Source organism: Acidiluteibacter sp. (assembly GCF_055129545.1).
In genome coordinates, this window is record NZ_JBSRUB010000018.1 from 44,188 (window position 1) to 65,351 (window position 21,164).

A 21,164-nucleotide genomic window follows, 5' to 3' on the forward strand; every position below is an offset into this window, starting at 1 on the left:
TTCATTTTTTAATTGTACATCAACTCCTCCATCCCCTTTTTTCTTACAAACCCTGCGGAAAATAGCAGTAGTATTTTGTCTTCGCAAAGCAAATAGTAAAATTGTTCTGAGAATTTTACTAATGACCTTTAACCAAATGATATCTTTACTAAACGCGCTAAGCACGATTATTTGAGTATTAGAGAAATACTAAAAGTTCAAAATTATATTCGTTTTAACTATTACAATACAACTACTATTATTTAATTTAAATTCACAAAGACTTGAATACTAAATAAACAATGTGTTTATTGCTTTTTAATCGCTGAGATGAATGCAAAAATCGAGAATGAAAAAGACCCCACAAGCATTATTAAAAAATACATTTGGCTACGATGAATTTCGTCCGTTGCAACAAGAAATCATTGAACGCACTTTAGCAGGGAAAGATAGTTTTGTGCTGATGCCGACAGGTGGAGGAAAGTCGATGTGTTTTCAGATTCCGGCCTTGTGTTTTGATGGAATCACCATTGTGGTTTCGCCGCTTATTTCTTTAATGAAAGATCAAGTTCAGGCGTTGCAATCAAACGGAATAAAAGCAGATTTTTTCAACAGCTCTATTTCTCCACAAGCCGAAAATGACGTGATTGACCGAGCTACGAAAGGTGAAATTCAGTTGCTTTATTTGTCGCCTGAGAAATTGATTTCTGTGAGTGATACGTGGTTGAAAAAGTTGAATATAAAATTAGTAGCCATTGACGAAGCGCATTGCGTCAGCATGTGGGGTCACGATTTTAGACCGGAGTATACACAACTCAAAGCATTTAGAAATTCCTTGCCGGAAGTTCCATTTATGGCTTTGACTGCCACTGCTGATAAGTCGGCTAGAAAAGACATTGAAGAACAATTGGGATTGAAAAACTCCAAACTATTTATCTCTTCTTTTGATCGTAAAAACCTAAGTATTGAGGTAAGAGGGCAAGTTCCTAAGAAACAGAAATTGCAAGAAATTGAGCGATTTGTAGAACAGAAGAAGAACGAAAGTGGAATCATTTATTGCTTGAGTCGGAAGAATACAGCCGAAGTCGCCTATTATTTAAAAGCCAATGGACATTCAGTCGCGTTTTATCATGCAGGGATGGATGCTGAGGATCGGGAACGAGTACAAACAGATTTTATAAATGACGACACCAAAATAATTGTAGCTACGATTGCTTTTGGGATGGGAATTGACAAATCGAATGTGCGCTGGGTGATTCATTATAACTTACCAAAAAACTTAGAGGGATATTACCAAGAAATTGGGAGAGCCGGTCGTGATGGGTTGCCCTCTGAAACAAGATTGTATTACAACATGAGGGATTTTGTTTTATACAGTCAGTTTGCGGATGGTGGGGCTAATTCAACCATGCAAAAGGATAAATTGAGCCGCATGTTGCAATTTGCTGAAGCAAAATCATGCCGTAGGAAAATACTGCTTTCTTATTTCGGAGAACACCTGACCACCGATTGCGGAAACTGTGATGTTTGTGACAATCCGCCCAAGGACTTTGACGGCACGTTGTTGGCTCAGAAAGCGCTTTCAGGAATTGCTAGAATGAAAGAGAAGGAAGGGATTACGATGTTGATTAATGTATTGAGAGGCTCCAACAATGCAGAGGTCATTGCTGGAGGTTATTTCAAACTCAAAACGTATGGAGTAGGGAAGGGTGTAAGTTATTATGATTGGAGAGATTACATCATTCAATTGGCCAATCAAGGGTTGATTGAGATCATGTACAGCGAAAGTTCGGCCTTAAAGATTTCGCCAATTGGGTGGAAAGTGCTAAAAGGAGAACAGACCGTCAAATTAACTTTGCCAGTACTAGCTGAAGAGAAAAAAAGTAGTCCCCAAAAGGTCTTGAAAATAACTGACGATGCAGATGTAAACACCGATTTATTTACAGAATTAAAGAAGTTGAGGTATTCGATTTCTCGAAAAGAGAATATGCCAGCGTACATTATTTTTAATGATAAATCATTGAAGGCGATGGCAAGTGAATTCCCAGTTACAGAAAATCAGTTCTTGGCAATTTCTGGAGTGGGGATGAATAAAATGGAAAAATACGGAGAGGAATTTATGGCAGTGATTCGAAAGTTTAAAACTGGGGTGTAATAACTGCCCTTTGCAACGAATAAAGGCTTAATCGTTGTAAATTGTGCGACGAATAATTTTAATTGCAACGAATAAGGTGTATATTCGTTGCAAAATCTGCAACGAATGAAAGCATTTATATACCAACAATACAATTGGCCGAATTTCACATGGAAGAATGATGAAATAGTTAATTTGTTAAGTGAGGCGAGAAATTTACAAGGAAGACTCATTGGTAAAATGGAATCTTTGGGATTCGACCTAAGAAATGAAGCGCTACTTGATACGTTAACACTCGATGTATTAAAGTCTTCAGAAATAGAAGGAGATTTTTTAAATCCCGATCAAGTTCGTTCTTCAATAGCACGAAGATTGGGAATGGAAATAGCCGGTTCAGTTGAGTCTGATCGGGATATTGAAGGTGTGGTTGAAATGATGCTCGATGCGACGCAAAACTGTTTTGAGCCGTTGACAACAAACAGACTTTTTGATTGGCATTCTGCTTTATTTCCAACTGGAAGAAGTGGAATGTTTAAAATAATCGTAGGAGATTGGAGAATAGATTCTACTGGACCAATGCAAGTGGTCTCAGGAGCTATGGGTAAAGAAATAGTTCATTTTCAAGCACCGGATTCTTCATTGATCAAAAAAGAAATGAATTTGTTTCTCGATTGGTTTCTTACTAATGAAAAAACAGATTTAGTATTAAAAGCTGCCATAGCTCATTTATGGTTTGTCACGATCCATCCTTTTGACGATGGGAATAGACGAATAGCAAGAGCTTTGACTGATATGCTATTGGCAAAGTCGGATAAAAGTAATCAACGGTTTTACAGCATGTCAGCTCAAATAAGAATAGAAAGAAAGGGGTATTATGAAATACTAGAAAAGACTCAAAAAGGGAATCTTGATATTACTGAATGGATTCAATGGTTTTTAAACTGTTTGATAAATTCCTTAAAATCGACAGATTCATTATTGGTTAGGATTTTATTTAAAGCAGACTTTTGGTTCAAGCATTCTAAAACTTTAATAAATGAAAGACAAAAAAAGATTTTGAACAAGTTGTTGGATGGATTTGATGGAAAATTAACTTCCTCTAAATGGGCAAAGATAGCGAAATGCTCAAAGGATACAGCAATTAGAGATATTAATGATTTGATAGATAAGAATATTCTACAAAAGGAATTAGCAGGTGGGAGAAGTACAAACTATGAGTTGAAAAATTGAATAAATACGAATAATAATCATTGAAAAGTGAATCTAAAGGTAGGTTTTACTCAAAATTAAGTTCATAAAGGTTTTCAAAATAAAGAGGTTTTAGAAAGATCCGTTTTTATCAATAGAAGCACTTCAACCAAATCAATAATTATCCTTTACTCAATACCCATTAACCATCAGAAAAGCGTTAATTTTATCCTTCAATCCAATCTGGTATGAAAAGAATAGGTGTATTTACTTCTGGAGGAGATTCTCCGGGTATGAATGCTGCAGTTAGAGCGGTGGTTCGTGCCGCCATTTACCATAATATTGAGGTGTTTGGGATTTATCGCGCTTATGATGGAATGATTTCAGGCGATATTCGTCCACTGAAATCTCAAGATGTCAGTGGGATTATTCAACGTGGAGGAACTATTCTAAAATCTGCTAGAAGCAATGCTTTTAGAACAGAAGCAGGACGAAAGAAAGCCTACGAAAATTTAAAGGCAAATGGAATTGAAGGCTTAGTGGCGATTGGTGGAGACGGGACCTTTACAGGAGCTAAGATCTTTGAAGCCGAGTATGGAATTCCGTCCATAGGTGTTCCAGGCACGATAGACAATGACTTATTTGGAACTGACAATACGATTGGTTATGACACGGCTTTGAACACGGTGGTGGAGGCTGTCGATAAAATTAGAGATACAGCCAGCTCTCACGATCGGTTATTCTTTGTGGAAGTGATGGGAAGAGATGCAGGGTTTATAGCACTTCGCAGTGGAATTGGTGTAGGAGCAGAAGCGATTTTGGTTCCTGAGACTCCGACTTACATTGATGCCTTGATTCAAAAGTTAGAGAAGGGGAGAGATCAGCATAAAAGCAGCGCAATTATAATGGTTGCGGAAGGCGATGATGCCGGAAATGCGGCAGATGTGGCCAAAAAAGTAAAAGAGAAGTTTGATTATTACGATACAAAAGTGACGGTGTTGGGTCACATTCAAAGAGGTGGAAGTCCATCTGCTGCCGATCGAGTGTTGGCGAGTCGATTGGGCGTAGCAGCCGTAGAAGCATTGTTGGCTGGAAAAACCAATCAAATGGTCGGAGTGGTAAACAACCAAATTGCCCATACGCCTTATGAAAAGGCCATCAAGCACCACAATAAATTGAATGAAAACTTGCTTCGTTTAGCAGAAATCTTATCCACCTAAATGAGTCGAGTGACCTATTTTGTTGACCTTGTTTTGCCATTGCCGATACCTAATTTGTATACGTATCGTGTGCCCGTGGAATTCAATGAAGAAATTGAGATTGGAAAACGTGTGATTGCTCAATTTGGCAAAGGCACGAAACTATACACCGGAATTATTATAAAAGTTCATGAAACGGCACCATCCTATGAAGCCAAATACATAGAGGCTGTATTGGACGATTATCCGATTGTGAATTCATTTCAATTGAAATTTTGGAAATGGTTAGAGACGTATTACATGGCCAATCCTGGAGATGTGATGAATGCTGCCATGCCTTCTTCATTAAAATTGGCGAGTGAAACAAAAATCTTATTGCACGAACACTTTCGGGAGGTTGTTGATGAGTTGTCCGACAATGAATACCTCATTGTAGAAGCATTAGAGGTTCGAAATGAATTGAATGTAGCAGAGATTGCTGAGATTTTGGGCATCAAAAATATTCACGGTTACATCAAAAAACTGATTGAGAAAAAGGCCATCGTTGTAGAAGAGGAATTGAAGCGACGTTACAAACCGAAAATGGAAAGCTATGTTCGTCTGACTGCAAAAGCCAATGATGAAGCCCAGTTAAAAATCATTTTTGATGAACTGGCGAAAAAAGATAAGCAAATTGAAGTGCTGATGGGATTTATTCAACTGAATCAGCGGTATTCCAAGCAACCAAAAGTAGTGCGTAAAGCAGATTTGCAAAAAGTAGTCAATGCTTCTCCGTCAACGATCAACACTTTAGTAAAGAAGGAAATTTTTGAGATTTACGAGGAAGAAGTCAATCGCATCAAGATGGCTGAAGCGCAGCAAGAATCCTACGATTTGAACGAGGAACAGTTGCGTGCTTTTGGTGAGATTAAATCGGCATTTAGTGAAGGAAAAGTAACCTTATTGCATGGAGTAACATCTTCGGGAAAAACGGAAGTGTATATTCAGTTGATTGAAGAAGCGTTGAAAGCCAATAAGCAAGTCTTGTATTTATTGCCAGAAATTGCGTTGACGGCACAAATTGTTGGTCGATTGCAAAAAGTATTTGGCGATAAAGTAGGAGTGTACCATTCACGATACAATGAAAATGAGCGTGCTGAGGTTTGGAATGAAGTCTTGAAGTTTGATCCTGAGAATGAAAATAGCCGCTTTCAAATAATATTGGGTGCGCGATCAGCGATGTTTTTGCCCTACAGCCATTTGGGATTAGTGATTGTGGATGAGGAACATGAAAACACATTTAAACAATACGATCCTGCTCCACGATATCAAGCCCGTGATGCGAGTATTGTTTTGGCAAATATGCACAAGGCTAATGTGCTGTTGGGTTCTGCAACACCATCAGTAGAGAGCTATCGGAATGCTAAAGATGGAAAGTACCAGCTGGTAGAAATGTTCAAGCGTTTTGGAAACGTTCAAATGCCGGAGATTTTGTGTGCAGATATCAAAGACGCTACTCGAAAGAAAAAGATGAAATCACTGTTTTCTCCATTGTTGTTTGAAGCCATGGAGGAGGCGCTAGAAAATAAGGAACAGATTATTTTGTTCCAAAACAGAAGAGGTTATTCTCCCATAATGATTTGTGAAACCTGCGGACATACTGCTGAATGTAAGAATTGTGACGTTGGGTTAACCTATCATAAATACACCAATCGGTTGAATTGCCATTACTGTGGGTATTCCATTCCGACACCGAAAGTTTGTCCGGCTTGTGGAGACACCGCCATAAAAGTAAAAGGCTTTGGAACCGAAAAGATAGAGGAGGAGATTGGAATTTACTTCCCGGATGTGAAAGTAGCTCGAATGGATTTAGACACCACTAGAGCTAAGAATGCATATCACACGATCATCAATCAATTTGAGAATCAAGAAGTGCAAATTTTAGTCGGTACACAGATGGTCACTAAAGGATTGGATTTTAGTAATGTCAGTTTGGTTGGGATCCTAAATGCAGACAATATGTTGCATTTTCCTGACTTTAGATCCTATGAGAGAAGCTATCAATTGATGTCGCAAGTATCTGGGAGAGCAGGCAGAAAAAGTAAACGAGGAAAAGTAATTATTCAATCGTACAATCCTGACCATCAAATTATTCGAAATGTGATCGACCACGATTATAACACCATGTTTAAGAATGAAGTGATTGATCGTCGAAATTTTAAATATCCGCCCTATTATCGATTGATTCGGATTACTTTAAAACACCGACAAGCCCCGGAGTTGAATATCGCTGCTGACTTTTTTGCACGCGACATGAAAGCCATTTTTGGCAATCGAGTGCTGGGCCCAGAGTATCCGGCCATAGCTAAGATTAGAAACAGCTACCACAAGCAAATTATTTTGAAAGTAGAAAAATCGGCTTCCATTCAAGCCACTAAAGATCATTTGTTGAATATTTACACCAATGCAATTAATCGAAGTGATTTTAAAGGTATTCGTGTGATTTTTGATGTTGACCCGTATTAATGATTAATTGTGAATTGTGAATGGTTAATTATTGAATTGCTCCGCAATTCTAATTTTTTGTCAGGCTAATCTATTCTAGCTTAGAACGAGCGGAGCAACATGGTTATTCATATGATTTTCTTAGAGGTTTTAATTATTGAGGTAAGTAGTTTTAGTAATTCTTCTGCATCACTTTTCAGACTTATAAAATCTTCTTTTTCTATGTAATCTGTGGCATGAAGTAGCTCTATCCAGTAAATTGACTCATTGCATTCTTTTTGGGCAATAGCTAATTTATGAATGAAGTCTTTTCTGCTTTCAGCATGTTCAGCTTCTCTGTATAAAGCCCCCACAGCTGTGCCTGATCTCGTTAGCTGCTTGCTTATTATGAACTCTCGATGCTCAGAGATTACAACTTTGCAGATATTCACAATCCTTATCGAAAAGAGAAAGCTTTTACTTTTTATGACGTTTTCTTTTATCATTTACCTAAGATCCAATATATAATTTAAAGGAGCAAAATGTAATGAACCATTAACCCGATTGCCGGTAGGCAATAGAATTAACAATTAACAATTAACAATTAACCATTCACAATTAAATTTTAAATCTCCGCAGATGCAGTCGGCATGGCACGATCCACTTTTTTGACCAATCCTTGCAACACTTTTCCCGGACCTACTTCTATAAACTCGCTTGCTCCATCAGCAATCATTTGCTGCATGATTTGAGTCCATTTTACGGCTCCAGTCAATTGGTTCACCAAATTGATTTTGATTTCGTTGGGATCTGTTATTCCTTTAGCCACTACGTTTTGATACACTGGGCAAATCGGCGTATTAATTTCAGTGGCTTTGATGGCCGCTTCTAATTCAGCTCTTGCTGGTTCCATTAATGGTGAGTGAAATGCTCCCCCAACAGGAAGAATCAATGCTCTTTTTGCTCCTGCTTCTTTCAAAGCTTCACATGCTTTTTCAACGGCTTCCACCGATCCTGAAATCACCAATTGTCCCGGGCAGTTGTAGTTCGCAGGAACCACAATGCCGTCAATTTCTCCACAAATTCGTTCCACATCAGCATCTTCCATTCCTAATACTGCTGCCATAGTTGAAGGCTCAGCTTCACATGCTTTCTGCATGGCGTTAGCTCTTGCAGCTACTAATTTCAATCCGTCTTCAAATTTCATCGCACCTGCTGCTACTAATGCAGAAAACTCACCCAATGAATGACCTGCAGTCATATCTGGTTGAAATTGATCCCCCAACACTTTTGCCAAGATCACTGAGTGCAAAAAGATGGCTGGTTGTGTTACATTGGTTTGCTTCAATTGCTCATCTGTTCCTTCGAACATGATGTCGGTGATGTTAAAACCTAAGATTTCATTCGCTTGATGAAATAATTTCTTCGCCTCTTCCGATTGCTCGTATAGGTCTTTCCCCATTCCTGAAAATTGTGCCCCTTGTCCAGGGAATACATATGCTTTCATATCCTTCATTTTAAATTCTACTGCAAAATAAAAAAAGATTGGAACAATGCTGCTCCAATCTCTTCATATAATTCGATTTATTTTTTGATTTATTTTCTATCTCCCATGAATCTCAGTAGGAATAAGAACAAGTTGATAAAATCAAGATAAAGGGTCAATGCCCCCATTATCGCCAACTTATTACTTGATTCTTGACCTTCGTATTCAATTCCTGAACCTATTCTTTTTAGCTTTTGTACATCATAAGCCGTTAATCCTGTAAAGATTAAAACACCTGCAATGCTGATGATGAATTCCATCGTTTCACTGCCCATAAACATATTCACCACAGATGCGATGATGATTCCAATTAACGCCATGTAAAGAATTCCGCCAAATTTGGTCAAATCTGTATCGGTAGTGTAACCCAAAACGGCCATAGTCGCAAAGGTTCCTGCAGTGATTCCAAATGTTGCAGCAATGGAAGAACCGGTATAGGCTAAAAATATGAAGCTCATGCTCATTCCCATTAAAACGGAAAATACCACAAAGAGCATCAGCAGAACAAAAGAAGATAATTTGTTAAAAGCCATTGACATTCCAAAAACCATCAACAATGGCGCAAACATGACCACATAACCAAAGATAGACATGCCGCCCGTCTCAGGATTAATTAAGTAACTCAATAAAGCTGGACTTGTACCAAAAGCATAGGCGATTACTCCTGTAATTGCCATTGCGCCGGCCATGTAGGTAAATACGTTGGCCATAAAAGTTTTTGCCAATGAACCAGTCGCAGAACTTGCTTGTGCACTCTGCACATTGCTATCGAAATTTCTAAAATCTTTCATAATCGTGTTTAATTTGCTGCTAAATTAATCAAAGTGCTTCTATAAATTCAAACATCACATGTCCTTAACAAAATTTAATGGATGATTTTAGCAGAAATATGGTTGTTGTTTTAAGAATCGTTGTTTTGAAGCAGCGTTTTTGTTGCTTCCATTGGTATGTCACCCTTTCAGGGTTTTGGTCTATTAATCCTAATTTATTTTCTAGAATCGTATCATCCCTTCGGGATTAGTAACCTATAAAAGAAATCAATGTGATAAACAAAAACCAAAGAATTCAGAATTAAATGAAAAGCAGTTTTTGTTAATTTTTAAGCTAATCAATCCCGAAGGGATGACATGATTATAGAAGGAAATTTTAGAAAACAATACAAACCCCGAAAGGGGTGACATAAACTCATTGTTTGTCTTTAAAATTATTCTAAAATAATGTAGCACTTTTTTTAAATGACAATTCAGTCCAAACAAAAAAAGCCGTCTCAAAAAGAAACGGCTTTCAACTATTTTTTAAATTGATTAATGCAACTTTGAACTAATCAATTGGATAAATTCTTTTCTTGTTGCGTCTTTTTCAAATTCACCTGTAAATGATGAGGTGGTTGTTACTGAATTTTGTTTTTGAATTCCCCTCATTTGCATGCACAAATGCTTGGCTTCGATTACTACTGCTACACCTAAAGGATTTAAAGTATCTTGAATACACGATTTAATTTGATCTGTCAAACGCTCTTGTACTTGTAATCTTCTTGAGAAAGCATCGGCGACTCTTGGTATTTTACTCAATCCAACAATCCATCCATTTGGAATATAGGCAATGTGTGCTTTTCCAAAGAAAGGCAACATGTGGTGCTCGCACATGGAATAAATCTCAATGTCTTTTACAATTACCATGTGGTTGTGATCTTCTTGAAACATAGCAGACTTTAATATCTCTGCTGGGTCAAGGTCATAGCCGTGCGTTAAATAAGACATGGCTTTTGCCACACGTTCAGGAGTTTTTAAAATTCCCTCTCGATTTACATCTTCTCCGAGTTCAGTAATTATTTCAGAATAATGTGATGCAATTCTATTAATTTTCTCTTCGTTGTAATTTTCCACTTTTCTGTAAGCTTCAGTTTGATTTTCAAATGATGTATCCATTCTAAAGTATAAAGGTTAACTATTTTGGTTACTTGCCAAAATATTCTACATAGTTATTTTCTGTTTCTTGTATTTTGACACACTGCAATCTTGCGCCTGATTCGCTGATTGGTTGCTCCAGTTGCTCCCAAAACTTAATCGCAATATTTTCAGCAGAGGTCATTACTCCTTTAAAAAAAGGAACATCTAGGTTCAGGTTTTTGTGATCTACATATTTGATGACTCTTTCCTTCACTATTTTGCCCAACTCCGATAAATCGATTACATAGCCTGTCAATTCATCCACTTCACCTTCCACAGTAACGTGAAGAATATAATTGTGCCCATGCCAGTTAGGGTTTGCGCATTTTCCAAAAACTTCATAGTTCTTTTCCAAGCTCCACTCGTCTTTCGCCAATCTGTGGGCTGCACTAAATCGTTCTCTTCTGGTAATTCGTATCATTTTATTTTTCTATAAAATTGGTTTGCAAATATACAATTCAAGCCGCTAAAGCCGTTGGTTTATTTGCCATGATGTCAACTACTCATCAATCCATTCTGGAATGGACTAAAATTTGTAAAGGGCTCATCGTTTATTATTAAATTTGCACCCTATTATGAAACATTTTATAACAACAATTCTACTTCTGTTTTTGTTTTCTGCTTCTGGGATTTCTCAGGAAGGAACTCCGATTAATCGAAAAGACGCTCAAGGAAATAAAACTGGGCTTTGGAAAGATTATTACAAAACTGGAAAGTTGAGGTATGTGGGGCATTTTAAGAATGATATTCCTGTTGACACCTTTTACTACTATTATCCTGACGGTAAATTACAAACGTTAATGGTTCATTTAAAAAAGGATTACGCCTATGCAAAAATGTATTACTCTACGGGTGATATCATGGCAGAAGGGAGATACCACAAGCAACAGAAAGATAGTGTTTGGAATACATACGGAGCTGAAGGAATATTGGTCACTAAAGGAGGTTATGTAAATGGTGCGAAGACTGGAAATTGGGAAACTTATTTTCCGAACGGAAAGGTGGCAGAGAAAGTTCAATATAGAAACGATATTGAGGTAGATGACTATCGGTCTTATTACGAAAACGGAAACATTAAAGAAGAAACTCAATTTGAAAATGGGTTTAAAGAAGGGTTGACTACTTTTTATGATGAAAACGGCAACAAACAATTAAAAGGGTTTTATAAAAAATCCATGCGCAATGGGAAATGGATTTATTACAATCCAAATGGAACCGTTGATAAAATGGTGGACTATAAAGATGGGAAAGCGTTGAATAATCCATCAAAAGATTTAGAAATTCCTGAAGTAGTAAAGAGCCAAAGAAAAGAAACATTAGAATTAGAAGATCTGAAAGGACGAATAAAGTACGATTAGAAGAAATGAGCAAGAAAGGAAAAGTGTTGGTAGCAATGAGTGGTGGAATTGATAGTTCTGTAACTGCTTTATTATTGCATGAAGAAGGATATGAAGTGATTGGTGTCACCATGAAAACATGGGATTATGCAAGTTCTGGTGGGAGCAGCAAAACTACAGGTTGCTGCAGTTTGGATGATATCAATGATGCTAGAATACTCGCAGTGGAATACGGTTTTCACCACATGATTATAGATATTCGAGAGGAATTCGGTGATTATATCATTGATAATTTTGTTGGAGAATACATGGCAGGAAGAACGCCAAATCCGTGTGTTTTATGTAATACGCACATCAAGTGGGACGCGCTGCTAAGAAGAGCAGATCAGTTGGGTTGTGATTTTATTGCAACCGGGCATTATGCCAATGTGCGTCAAGAAAATGGAAGATATGTCGTTTCAAAAGGGTTGGATGAAACCAAAGACCAGTCTTATGTGCTTTGGGGATTGACTCAAAAAGCTTTGGCTCGAACCATTTTTCCGTTAGGTAAATTCACAAAGAAAGCCATTCGTCAAATGGCATTGGATAGAGGTCATGAAGAATTGGCCAAAAAATCGGAGAGTTACGAGATTTGTTTTGTACCCGACAACGACTACCGTGGATTCATCAAAAGAAAAGTGGATGGATTAGAGGAAAAAGTGAAAGGCGGCGACTTTATTGACATGCAAGGGAATATTTTGGGACAGCACGAAGGCTATCCATTTTACACCATTGGTCAACGAAAAGGATTGGGGATTGCTGTTGGAGATCCACTATATGTTATCCGAATTAATGCATCTGATAACTCAGTGGTATTAGGAAGTAAAGATGATTTGAATCGAAGAACCATGAAGGTTAAAAATCCAAACTTGGGTAAATACGATCGATTGCCTGAAGGAACAGAGATTCTAACTAAAATTAGGTACAAAGATGCCGGCGCAATGGCAGAAGTAAAGTATACTGCAGACAATGAATTAGAGGTTGATTTCTTTGCAGAAGTGCAAGGAATAGCACCTGGACAATCTGCTGTATTCTATGAAGGGAGTGATTTACTAGGCGGAGGTTTTATCAGCGAATAAATGAAAAAAACAGGATTCTATTCTATACTAATATTGGTGCTTTTCTTTTTTGGTTGCAAAAAGGAAGAGAATAATACAGAATTGGATTTTGGTTACAATTATGCTCCACTGAATGTTGGTGATTATTTCATTTACCAGATTGACTCCATTTATTACGATGATTTTGCCAATCGAGTGGATACTTTTCATTTTCAATTGAAGGAATTGGTTGATTCTTCTTACGAATTGTTGGGCGGAGAAACTGGTTATCGAATTGAACGTTTTCAGCGAAACAATTCCAATCAAAATTGGAAGATTAAGAACGTATGGGTAGCTTATAAAACAGTCAACCAATTTATTCGAGTGGAAGAAAATCAAACCATTGTGCAATTGATATTTCCAGTAGAAGAAGAGTTGAAATGGGACATCAATTATAAAAACACACTTGACCCAGTGGTTGCAGAAATCACCAAAGTGCAATCTAATTTCAATAATGGAGCGTTGAGTTTTGACTCAACGATTACTGTGGTGACTCAAGATGAAGAAAACTTAATTGAGAAACGATACAACGCCGAAAATTACAGCAGGAATTATGGGTTAGTCTATCGTAAATTTCAGGATTTAAGGACTGAAGTCAACGGAAAAATCGTTCGTGGGGTTGATTATACCTTTTATTTGATAGAGAAAGGAAAGGAATAAATTCCTTCTGCCTTTTTTTATACTTCCAAACCGCTTAAATTAGCGACTTAAATCAAATTTTAATTTTAATATGAAGAAGATAGCTTTTGCAGTTACGGCTGTAACTTTTGCCATCTTAACTGCTTGTGGTGAAGCCCCAAAGCAAGAAGAGACTGTGGTAGAAGAAGTAAAAACAGAATCACCTGACTTTCAGTATTTGTCAGAACAATTTGCTGATTTAAAGTTGGTTCGTTACCAAATTCCTGGATGGGAAAATCTAGAATTGAAACAAAAGGAATTGTTGTATTACCTATCACAAGCAGCTATTGCAGGTCGTGATATTATGTACGACCAAAACTTCAAACACAACTTAACCATTAGAAGAAGTTTAGAAGCCATTGTTGAGAATTATGCAGGTGATACTGCTTCTGAGGATTATAGAAACTTTATGGTGTATACCAAAAGAGTTTGGTTCTCAAATGGAATTCATCACCATTATGGCAATGAGAAATTGATGCCTGAATTCTCAAAAGAGTTTTTCAAAGAACAAATTACCGCATTGGATGGCGACAAATTGCCATTGAGCAATGGAGAAACTGCGGTGGAATTGGCAGATCGTTTGATTCCAATTATGTTTGATCCTACCATCGCACCTAAAAAAGTATCATCTGATTCGGAAGGAGATTTAGTTGCTGCTTCTGCAATTAACTTTTACGAAGGAGTAACACAGAAAGAAGTAGAAGCTTATTTCTCAAAAATGCCAAAAGATGGAAATCAACCAGAATATGGTTTGAATTCTAAAATGGTAAAAGAGAATGGAAATGTAGTAGAGAAAAAATGGATGGTAGGAGGAATGTATACTCAAGCTATCGAGAAAATTGTTTTCTGGTTGGAAAAAGCAATAGCAGTTGCAGAAACTCCTCACCAAGCAGAAACATTCCAAAAATTAGTAAATTACTACAAAAGTGGAAAAGTGACTGATTGGGATTTGTACAACATTTCTTGGGTAGGTGATACTTCAGCTAGCGTAGATGCCGTAAATGGATTTATTGAAGTCTATAATGATCCATTGGGTTATAAAGGTTCTTTTGAATCTGTCATATCATTTAGAGATGAAGAAGCGACGAAGAGAATTGCTGCAGTAGGTTCAGAAGCGCAATGGTTTGAAGACAATTCTCCATTAATGCCAGAACATAAAAAGAAAAATGTAGTGGGAATTACTGGAAAAGTAATCACTGTAGTGATGGAAAGTGGAGATGCTTCGCCTTCTACTCCGATTGGGATAAACTTGCCAAACAACAACTGGATTCGTCAAGAGCACGGTTCTAAATCAGTAAACTTAGGAAACATCGTTCATGCTTATGAAATGGCAGCGAAAGAAGGAAAAAGTGCATTGGCTGAGTTTGCTTTCAATCAAGAAGAAATTGATCGTCAAAAGCAGCATGGTTCATTAGCAGATATGCTACATACTGATTTACATGAAGTAATTGGTCATGCTTCAGGTGTGATTAATGATGGAATCGGAACGCCTAAAGAAACGTTGAAAAATTATGCCTCTACTTTAGAAGAAGGTCGTGCAGATTTAGTGGCATTGTACTATTTACCAGATGCAAAATTGATTGAAATGGGATTGGTAGATTCTGATGAAGTAGGTAAAGCTGCTTACGACGATTATATCCGAAATGGAATGATGCTGCAATTGAGAAGAATCAAAAAAGGTGAAGTAATTGAAGAAGCGCACATGCGTAATCGTCAGTTAGTAGCTGGATGGGCATTTGAAAAAGGGAAAGCTGACAACGTAATTGAAAAGAAAATGAAAGACGGTAAAACGTATTTTGTGGTAAACGATTACGGTAAGTTAAGAGTGCTGTTTGGAGATTTATTGCGTGAATTACAACGCATCAAAAGTGAAGGTGATTATGAAGCAGGAAAAAACTTAGTTGAAACATATGGAGTTCAAGTAGATGCTGCATTGCACCAAGAAGTGTTGGATCGTTATGAGGCATTGAATCAAGCAGCTTACGGTGGATTTATCAATCCGGTGTTAACACCAGAAATGGATGCTGATGGAAACATAACCGATGTTAAAGTAGAATACCCAATGAGCTTTAAAGAGCAAATGATGTATTACGGAAAGAAATATTCGTTCTTGCCGAATTACAATTAATCATTGGAAAAGTAGATGAACAAAAACGCCGATTTAGCATTGCTAAATCGGCGTTTTTTTATTTGATAGTCTTTTGATTATTCTGATAACCTAAACTCTAGCAGCACATCTTCGCCTTCTAGAAATTTCAATAAATAATCTTCTCTCACAAAATTAGTACTTCTCGATAATGCTTCCATAAATTCACCTTCTATATGATTGTCAGGGCAACCCATTTTTGTTTGAACCAATGGGCCAAAACTTATTTTTCCTGCTTTCGCTTTATAAGAGCCATTAAAATTATTGCAACTGTTGTTTCCAGAAATACTTTTCTTTTCTGAATTGATCTGAACAAAAGGACGATTCGGCAAATCATAAATTAGTTGTCGTTCTAACCCAGTAATAAAAGTCAGGTCCCATTTTTCTGAATCTTCAAACCTTTCTGAGTTCGTTTTGTAGCAAACTGTAAATTGATCACTTTCATAGCTCAAAGTAATTGACTGGAAAAGTGTTTCATTTGTTTCTTCATCAAAACATTTTTCATTTCTGATGACCATTTTAATTCGTTCCTCATCGTGAATCTTAAGAATTTGTTCATTGCCTTGTTTATTTCGGCTAGTTAATACTTCACGATTTTCAAATATTACATCTTCGTTTTTTACAAAGGTGGCAGTATTGTCAGTAAAAAACCAAATCTTCCATTCGTTACCTTGATTGGCCGTTGCTTTTACTGGTTTGTCAATGTTATACCCTTTAGGTTCTTCTACTTTTTTCTCTGTCACAACTTCTGCAGATTTACAAGCAAATAAACTAAGTGCGATAATAAGTGTTTTCCAATTCTTCATGTGATGAGACTATTTTATTTGGGGATGAAATTACAACTTCTAACACAATTTTTAGCCCATCGGGAACAATCAACTCAATTAGTAAGGTTAATTTTGTGGTTGAACTTATTGATTCATGACACGCTATTTTATTCAACTTTCGTTTGATGGAACCACTTTTCATGGTTGGCAAATCCAAAAGAATGCACATTCTGTTCAGGATGAAATTCAACAGGCGTTATCAACTATTTTAAGGACTTCTATTGAAGTTTATGGTGCAGGAAGAACCGATGCTCAAGTGCATGCGAAGATGATGGTGGCTCATTTCGAGTTTAAGGAGTCAATTACAGAACTGGATAAATTGGCATATAAAGTCAATAGTTTATTACCAAATTCCATCGCTATTCAACAAATAGTTGAGGTTGCAGATGACCTTCACGCTCGATTTTCTGCAACTGCTAGAAGTTATGAATACCATTTGCATCAAATCAAGAATCCATTTAAATTGGATCGATCCTATTACCTTAATCAGGAGTTAGCTATCGAAAAAATGAATGAGGCGGCGAAGATTCTTTTTGAATACGAGGATTTTTCTTGTTTTAGTAAATCGCATACCCAGACCTTTACTAATAACTGCGACATAAAAGTGGCCTATTGGGAAAAAACCGAAGATGGTTTAATTTTTCACATTACCGCCAACCGGTTTTTGCGGAATATGGTTCGAGCCATTGTGGGTACTTTGTTGGAAATTGGTGCAGGGAAACTTGAAATAAATGATCTTCATCAGATTATACAGTCAAAAAACAGGTCATTAGCAGGAACATCTGTTCCAGCTTGTGGTTTATATCTAAGTTGGGTAGAATACCCGATTCAACCTTTTAATTAAATAACTTTGCATCCATGAGTGAAGTTTCTGGAAAAGCCCTCGATTTACCCATTTTAAAAAGGGTTTTAGGATTTGTAAAACCTTATAAAGGCGTCTTTTACTTGACTGCTTTTTTAACGATTTTGTTGGCATTTGCAGCACCAATTCGGCCGATGCTGATTCAGCAAATTATCGATGAAGAGTTGATGAGTGGTGACATGGAAGGGTTATGGAACATGACGATGATTTTGATCGGAGTGTTAATTGCAGAAGCCATCGTGCAGTTTTTTCAGTCCTATTTAACTTCTTGGTTGGGACAGTCTGTAATAAAAGACTTGAGAACTCAACTGTATCAAAAGGTCACTCGATTCCGATTAAAATATTTTGACAACACCGCTTTAGGGACTTTGGTTACCCGTGTAGTGTCAGACATTGAAACCATAGCTGATGTATTTTCTCAAGGATTATTAGAAATTATCGGCGACATTCTGAAATTGGTAGTGGTGATAGGCGTTATGCTTTATGCCGACTGGATGCTGACCTTGATTTGTTTGATTCCGATTCCAATTCTAATTGCCTCTACTTCTGTTTTCAAACGAGTGATTAAGTCAGCCTTTCAAGACGTGAGAACTCAAGTTTCTAAATTGAACGCTTTTGTTCAAGAACATGTGACTGGAATGAAGATTATTCAAATCTTCAACCGAGAAGAGTTAGAAATGTCTCGATTTGAGGACATCAATAAAAAGCACCGAAATGCACACATTAAAACGGTTTGGGCGTACAGTGTATTTTTTCCGGTGGTCGATATGTTGTCTGCTGGTTCGTTGGCGCTATTAGTGTGGTGGGGAACTGGTGAAGTGGTGAAAGAAGGAAGTGGAGTCACAATTGGAGTGCTGTTTCAATTTATTTTGTACATCTATATGTTGTATCGACCTATTCGTCAGCTGGCTGATCGATTCAATACCCTTCAAATGGGAATGGTGAGTTCAGAGCGAGTATTTAAAGTGTTGGACACAGAATCTTCCATCGAAGATACGGGGACTATTGAAGCTGATTCTGTGAAGGGCGATATTACTTTTAAGAATGTTTGGTTTGCCTATATTGATGAGGACTACGTATTAAAAGATGTTTCTTTTACCGTAAAAGAAGGGGAGACGGTTGCTTTTGTTGGCGCTACCGGATCAGGAAAAACTTCTACAATTAACTTATTGGGTCGTTTCTACGAATTCCAAAAGGGAGTAATTGAGGTAGATGGAATAGATATAAGAAACTATACGGTGCCTTCATTACGTACAAGTATGTCGGTGGTTTTGCAAGATGTATTTTTGTTCTCCGATACCATATATAATAATATTACGCTGAACAATAACGACATCAGTATTGAAGAGGTGATAGAAGCATCGAAATCGGTAGGAGCACACGACTTTATTTCTAAATTACCAGGTGGTTATGATTATGATGTTCGTGAACGAGGAGGAATGCTATCCGTTGGACAACGTCAGTTGATTTCATTTATTAGAGCGTATGTGCACAAGCCGAAAATTTTAATCTTGGACGAAGCCACTTCTTCCATAGATACTGAATCAGAATTGTTGATTCAAAAAGCGACGGATGTGCTAACAAAAGGACGAACATCTATTGTGATTGCACACCGTTTATCCACCATTCAAAAAGCAGACAAGATCATTGTTTTGGAAAAAGGAAGAATCATTGAGCAAGGTAGCCACCAAGACTTATTGGCCAATGATGGACATTATCGTAAACTTTTCGAATTACAGTTCAAGGAGTCTGTCGTGTATTAATTGCTTTTAACCTTGCAAGTATTTATTCCTGCAATTTTATAGAGTGGGCAAAAGTTAATTACTGATGTTAGCAATAATACGCCACCAACAATCAACAATACAACTCCTAGCGTTCCTGAAATTATTCCAGTGATGTATAAAGTAGAAGTTATGGCAGCGATTAATATTCTGATAATTCTATCAAATTTTCCAACGTTAGATTTCATGTGATTGACTTTTTTAATGTGAGCGGTTATTGATGAGGTTTTAAACCGAACCACTAAGTTAATTTTTTTTAAATGAAAACCATTATGCTTTTTAAACCGTAAGAATATGGGTAATTTGTGTTTTTTCTTTCAAATGATTTATTTTTAGGAATGTCCTTGAAGAAAATGAATTGAGGCTCAAATTGAAACTTTAGAGAAATGGAGAAGTTCCGATTTTAAGAGGAAATCACTCCACTGAACTTAAGTTTTAAGAAGAGGTAAGATTCTTTTTATTCAAAGACTTGACTTTTTGTTTCATTTTGGGTCAAGCCAAAAGAAAGAATGATTTAATTATAATTTGAGTTTTATTATTTTTTGATGTATTAAAGTAATTCTCTTTTTAAAAGTTTTAATTTGGGAGGTACTGAACTTTTTAAACCGTAAGAATATGGGTAATTTGTGTTTTTTATCAAAAGAAATTCATTTTGCTGATTATTCACAATTGAACAATTGCTTTTATTAGCCGTTAACACATTATGCAAGACCATTTTTTGAATCGATTCAAAACGATTCGTTCCCGGACAGAACAAATATGTAAACCTCTTAAGACGGAGGATTATGTAGTTCAGCCAATAGTTGATGTAAGTCCACCCAAATGGCATTTAGGACACACCACTTGGTTTTACGAGAATTTTCTGTTGGTTCCTTTTTTGGACAACTACTCGTTGTATCACGATGATTTTAATTATGTGTTTAATAGTTATTACGAAAGTGTTGGGGCAAGGGTATTACGAACCGATCGTGGAAATTTAAGCCGACCAACCACAGAAGAAGTTTATCAATATAGAGCACATGTGAATTTACACATGGAGCAATTAATTCAATCAGAAAAAGGGAAACAAGAAAATGTGCATTTTATTCTTGAAATGGGATTGAATCACGAACAACAGCATCAAGAATTATTGATGTATGACATCAAATATATTTTGGGAAATAATCCATTGTTCCCTGCTTATTTGGAAGAAAAAAATACTCTTGAATCTAACATAAAAGCCACTCCAATGACTTTTGAAAGCATAGAGGAGGGCGTTTATACCATTGGACATGAAGGAGAAACTTTTCATTTTGACAATGAGAAAGGAGTGCATAAAGTGTATTTAAATCCTTTTGAAATTTCCAATCGATTAGTAACCAATCGAGAATATTTAGAATTTATAGAAGCAGGTGGATATGCTTTTTTTCAATTTTGGTTAGCCGAAGGATGGGATTGGGTAAATACCAATCAAATAAAAGCACCTGAATATTGGCACAAAATAAATGGGGAATGGCACAACTACACATTGTCAGGAATGCAACCAATAGAATTAGAAGCACCAGTTACCCACATCAGCTTTTTTGAAGCAGATGCCTATGCCCGGTGGAAAGGAATGCGATTGCCCACTGAATTTGAATGGGAGGTTGCAGCAAAAAAATGGGGAAAGATTGAAGAGCATGGCTTTGTAGAAAGTGGTCGATTGACTCCAGCGGTGCAATCGGAAGAAGGACAACATTATTTTGGCTCTCTTTGGGAATGGACCAACAGTGCTTATCGACCTTATCCAAACTACACTCCACCGGATGGAGCATTGGGTGAATACAATGGCAAGTTTAAGATTAATCAACTGGTACTTCGAGGAGGTTCAATTGCCACTCCAAAAGATCATTTCAGGATATCTTATCGGAACTTCTTCCACCCTCAATTGCGGTGGTTATATAATGGTTTCCGATTGGCA

18 protein-coding genes are annotated in these 21,164 nt (G+C 37.0%); 11 read left to right on the forward strand and 7 right to left on the reverse strand.

The annotated features are described in order from the left end of the window. Positions 1-328: 328 nt before the first annotated feature. From recQ to priA, 4 genes are all read left to right on the forward strand, one after another. Complete coding sequence (gene recQ, locus ACTB0X_RS10270; protein ID WP_463024927.1) at positions 329-2,134, forward strand: DNA helicase RecQ; 1,806 nt, start codon at positions 329-331, stop codon at positions 2,132-2,134. Between the two features lie 105 nt (positions 2,135-2,239). After that, positions 2,240-3,343 (forward strand): Fic family protein, encoded by a 1,104-nt coding sequence (locus tag ACTB0X_RS10275; RefSeq protein WP_463024928.1) that lies wholly within the window; start codon positions 2,240-2,242, stop codon positions 3,341-3,343. Between the two features lie 206 nt (positions 3,344-3,549). Further along, positions 3,550-4,521 (forward strand): 6-phosphofructokinase, encoded by a 972-nt coding sequence (gene pfkA, locus ACTB0X_RS10280; RefSeq protein WP_463024929.1) that lies wholly within the window; start codon positions 3,550-3,552, stop codon positions 4,519-4,521. Then, positions 4,522-7,005, forward strand: a complete 2,484-nt coding sequence (priA, locus tag ACTB0X_RS10285; protein WP_463024930.1) for a replication restart helicase PriA — start codon at positions 4,522-4,524, stop codon at positions 7,003-7,005. 107 nt (positions 7,006-7,112) lie between these two features. On the opposite strand, the gene ACTB0X_RS10290 is transcribed toward priA, so the two are convergent. The 5 genes from ACTB0X_RS10290 to ACTB0X_RS10310 form a co-directional block, all read right to left on the reverse strand. Continuing rightward, complete coding sequence (locus tag ACTB0X_RS10290; RefSeq protein ID WP_463024931.1) at positions 7,113-7,469, reverse strand: four helix bundle protein; 357 nt, start codon at positions 7,467-7,469, stop codon at positions 7,113-7,115. Positions 7,470-7,588: 119 nt separating this feature from the next. Then, positions 7,589-8,470, reverse strand: a complete 882-nt coding sequence (gene fabD, locus ACTB0X_RS10295; RefSeq protein ID WP_463024932.1) for an ACP S-malonyltransferase — start codon at positions 8,468-8,470, stop codon at positions 7,589-7,591. An 89-nt stretch (positions 8,471-8,559) separates the two neighbouring features. Beyond that, positions 8,560-9,300, reverse strand: a complete 741-nt coding sequence (locus ACTB0X_RS10300) for a Bax inhibitor-1/YccA family protein (protein WP_463024933.1) — start codon at positions 9,298-9,300, stop codon at positions 8,560-8,562. A gap of 513 nt (positions 9,301-9,813) precedes the next feature. Further along, positions 9,814-10,437: a GTP cyclohydrolase I FolE gene (folE, locus tag ACTB0X_RS10305; protein WP_463024934.1), complete on the reverse strand. Its 624-nt coding sequence runs from the start codon at positions 10,435-10,437 to the stop codon at positions 9,814-9,816. Positions 10,438-10,465: 28 nt separating this feature from the next. Next, complete coding sequence (locus ACTB0X_RS10310) at positions 10,466-10,879, reverse strand: 6-pyruvoyl trahydropterin synthase family protein (RefSeq protein WP_463024935.1); 414 nt, start codon at positions 10,877-10,879, stop codon at positions 10,466-10,468. 154 nt (positions 10,880-11,033) lie between these two features. On the opposite strand from ACTB0X_RS10310, the gene ACTB0X_RS10315 reads away from it, so the two are divergent. The 4 genes from ACTB0X_RS10315 (at position 11,034) to ACTB0X_RS10330 (ending at position 15,737) form a co-directional block, all read left to right on the forward strand. After that, positions 11,034-11,816, forward strand: coding sequence for a toxin-antitoxin system YwqK family antitoxin (locus tag ACTB0X_RS10315; RefSeq protein ID WP_463024936.1), 783 nt, complete (start codon positions 11,034-11,036; stop codon positions 11,814-11,816). A 5-nt stretch (positions 11,817-11,821) separates the two neighbouring features. Beyond that, positions 11,822-12,913, forward strand: a complete 1,092-nt coding sequence (gene mnmA, locus ACTB0X_RS10320; protein WP_463024937.1) for a tRNA 2-thiouridine(34) synthase MnmA — start codon at positions 11,822-11,824, stop codon at positions 12,911-12,913. Next, entirely contained in the window at positions 12,914-13,591 is a 678-nt protein-coding gene (locus tag ACTB0X_RS10325) for a hypothetical protein (RefSeq protein ID WP_463024938.1), read from the forward strand. It abuts the gene before it with no gap. A 70-nt stretch (positions 13,592-13,661) separates the two neighbouring features. Continuing rightward, positions 13,662-15,737: a dipeptidyl-peptidase 3 family protein gene (locus ACTB0X_RS10330; RefSeq protein ID WP_463024939.1), complete on the forward strand. Its 2,076-nt coding sequence runs from the start codon at positions 13,662-13,664 to the stop codon at positions 15,735-15,737. A 77-nt stretch (positions 15,738-15,814) separates the two neighbouring features. Here ACTB0X_RS10330 and ACTB0X_RS10335 read toward each other — a convergent pair whose 3' ends face one another. Further along, positions 15,815-16,561: an META domain-containing protein gene (locus ACTB0X_RS10335; protein ID WP_463024940.1), complete on the reverse strand. Its 747-nt coding sequence runs from the start codon at positions 16,559-16,561 to the stop codon at positions 15,815-15,817. Positions 16,562-16,676: 115 nt separating this feature from the next. Between ACTB0X_RS10335 and truA the strand changes: the two genes are divergently transcribed. Both truA and ACTB0X_RS10345 read left to right on the forward strand, forming a co-directional pair. Continuing rightward, positions 16,677-17,426: a tRNA pseudouridine(38-40) synthase TruA gene (gene truA / locus ACTB0X_RS10340; protein WP_463024941.1), complete on the forward strand. Its 750-nt coding sequence runs from the start codon at positions 16,677-16,679 to the stop codon at positions 17,424-17,426. A 14-nt stretch (positions 17,427-17,440) separates the two neighbouring features. Continuing rightward, positions 17,441-19,207, forward strand: a complete 1,767-nt coding sequence (locus ACTB0X_RS10345) for an ABC transporter ATP-binding protein (protein WP_463024942.1) — start codon at positions 17,441-17,443, stop codon at positions 19,205-19,207. Here the strand turns inward: ACTB0X_RS10345 and ACTB0X_RS10350 are convergent. Next, positions 19,204-19,413, reverse strand: coding sequence for a YgaP family membrane protein (locus ACTB0X_RS10350; RefSeq protein ID WP_463024943.1), 210 nt, complete (start codon positions 19,411-19,413; stop codon positions 19,204-19,206). The two genes, ACTB0X_RS10345 and ACTB0X_RS10350, sit on opposite strands and share 4 nt — an antisense overlap. Before the next feature lie 515 nt (positions 19,414-19,928). Between ACTB0X_RS10350 and egtB the strand changes: the two genes are divergently transcribed. Continuing rightward, positions 19,929-21,164 (forward strand): ergothioneine biosynthesis protein EgtB (egtB, locus tag ACTB0X_RS10355; protein WP_463024944.1); only part of this gene is annotated, 1,236 nt, incomplete at its 3' end.

Excerpts from the sequence above, each read along its gene's own strand:
- ACTB0X_RS10325 (WP_463024938.1), top strand. The coding sequence starts at position 12,914 with ATGAAAAAAACAGGATTCTATTCTATACTAATATTGGTGCTTTTCTTT.
- pfkA (WP_463024929.1), top strand. The coding sequence starts at position 3,550 with ATGAAAAGAATAGGTGTATTTACTTCTGGAGGAGATTCTCCGGGTATG.
- ACTB0X_RS10330 (WP_463024939.1), top strand. The coding sequence starts at position 13,662 with ATGAAGAAGATAGCTTTTGCAGTTACGGCTGTAACTTTTGCCATCTTA.
- ACTB0X_RS10345 (WP_463024942.1), top strand. The coding sequence starts at position 17,441 with ATGAGTGAAGTTTCTGGAAAAGCCCTCGATTTACCCATTTTAAAAAGG.
- mnmA (WP_463024937.1), top strand. The coding sequence starts at position 11,822 with ATGAGCAAGAAAGGAAAAGTGTTGGTAGCAATGAGTGGTGGAATTGAT.
- ACTB0X_RS10290 (WP_463024931.1), bottom strand. The coding sequence starts at position 7,469 with ATGATAAAAGAAAACGTCATAAAAAGTAAAAGCTTTCTCTTTTCGATA.
- ACTB0X_RS10300 (WP_463024933.1), bottom strand. The coding sequence starts at position 9,300 with ATGAAAGATTTTAGAAATTTCGATAGCAATGTGCAGAGTGCACAAGCA.
- priA (WP_463024930.1), top strand. The coding sequence starts at position 4,522 with ATGAGTCGAGTGACCTATTTTGTTGACCTTGTTTTGCCATTGCCGATA.
- fabD (WP_463024932.1), bottom strand. The coding sequence starts at position 8,470 with ATGAAAGCATATGTATTCCCTGGACAAGGGGCACAATTTTCAGGAATG.
- recQ (WP_463024927.1), top strand. The coding sequence starts at position 329 with ATGAAAAAGACCCCACAAGCATTATTAAAAAATACATTTGGCTACGAT.
- folE (WP_463024934.1), bottom strand. The coding sequence starts at position 10,437 with ATGGATACATCATTTGAAAATCAAACTGAAGCTTACAGAAAAGTGGAA.
- ACTB0X_RS10275 (WP_463024928.1), top strand. The coding sequence starts at position 2,240 with ATGAAAGCATTTATATACCAACAATACAATTGGCCGAATTTCACATGG.
- truA (WP_463024941.1), top strand. The coding sequence starts at position 16,677 with ATGACACGCTATTTTATTCAACTTTCGTTTGATGGAACCACTTTTCAT.
- ACTB0X_RS10310 (WP_463024935.1), bottom strand. The coding sequence starts at position 10,879 with ATGATACGAATTACCAGAAGAGAACGATTTAGTGCAGCCCACAGATTG.
- ACTB0X_RS10350 (WP_463024943.1), bottom strand. The coding sequence starts at position 19,413 with ATGAAATCTAACGTTGGAAAATTTGATAGAATTATCAGAATATTAATC.
- ACTB0X_RS10335 (WP_463024940.1), bottom strand. The coding sequence starts at position 16,561 with ATGAAGAATTGGAAAACACTTATTATCGCACTTAGTTTATTTGCTTGT.
- ACTB0X_RS10315 (WP_463024936.1), top strand. The coding sequence starts at position 11,034 with ATGAAACATTTTATAACAACAATTCTACTTCTGTTTTTGTTTTCTGCT.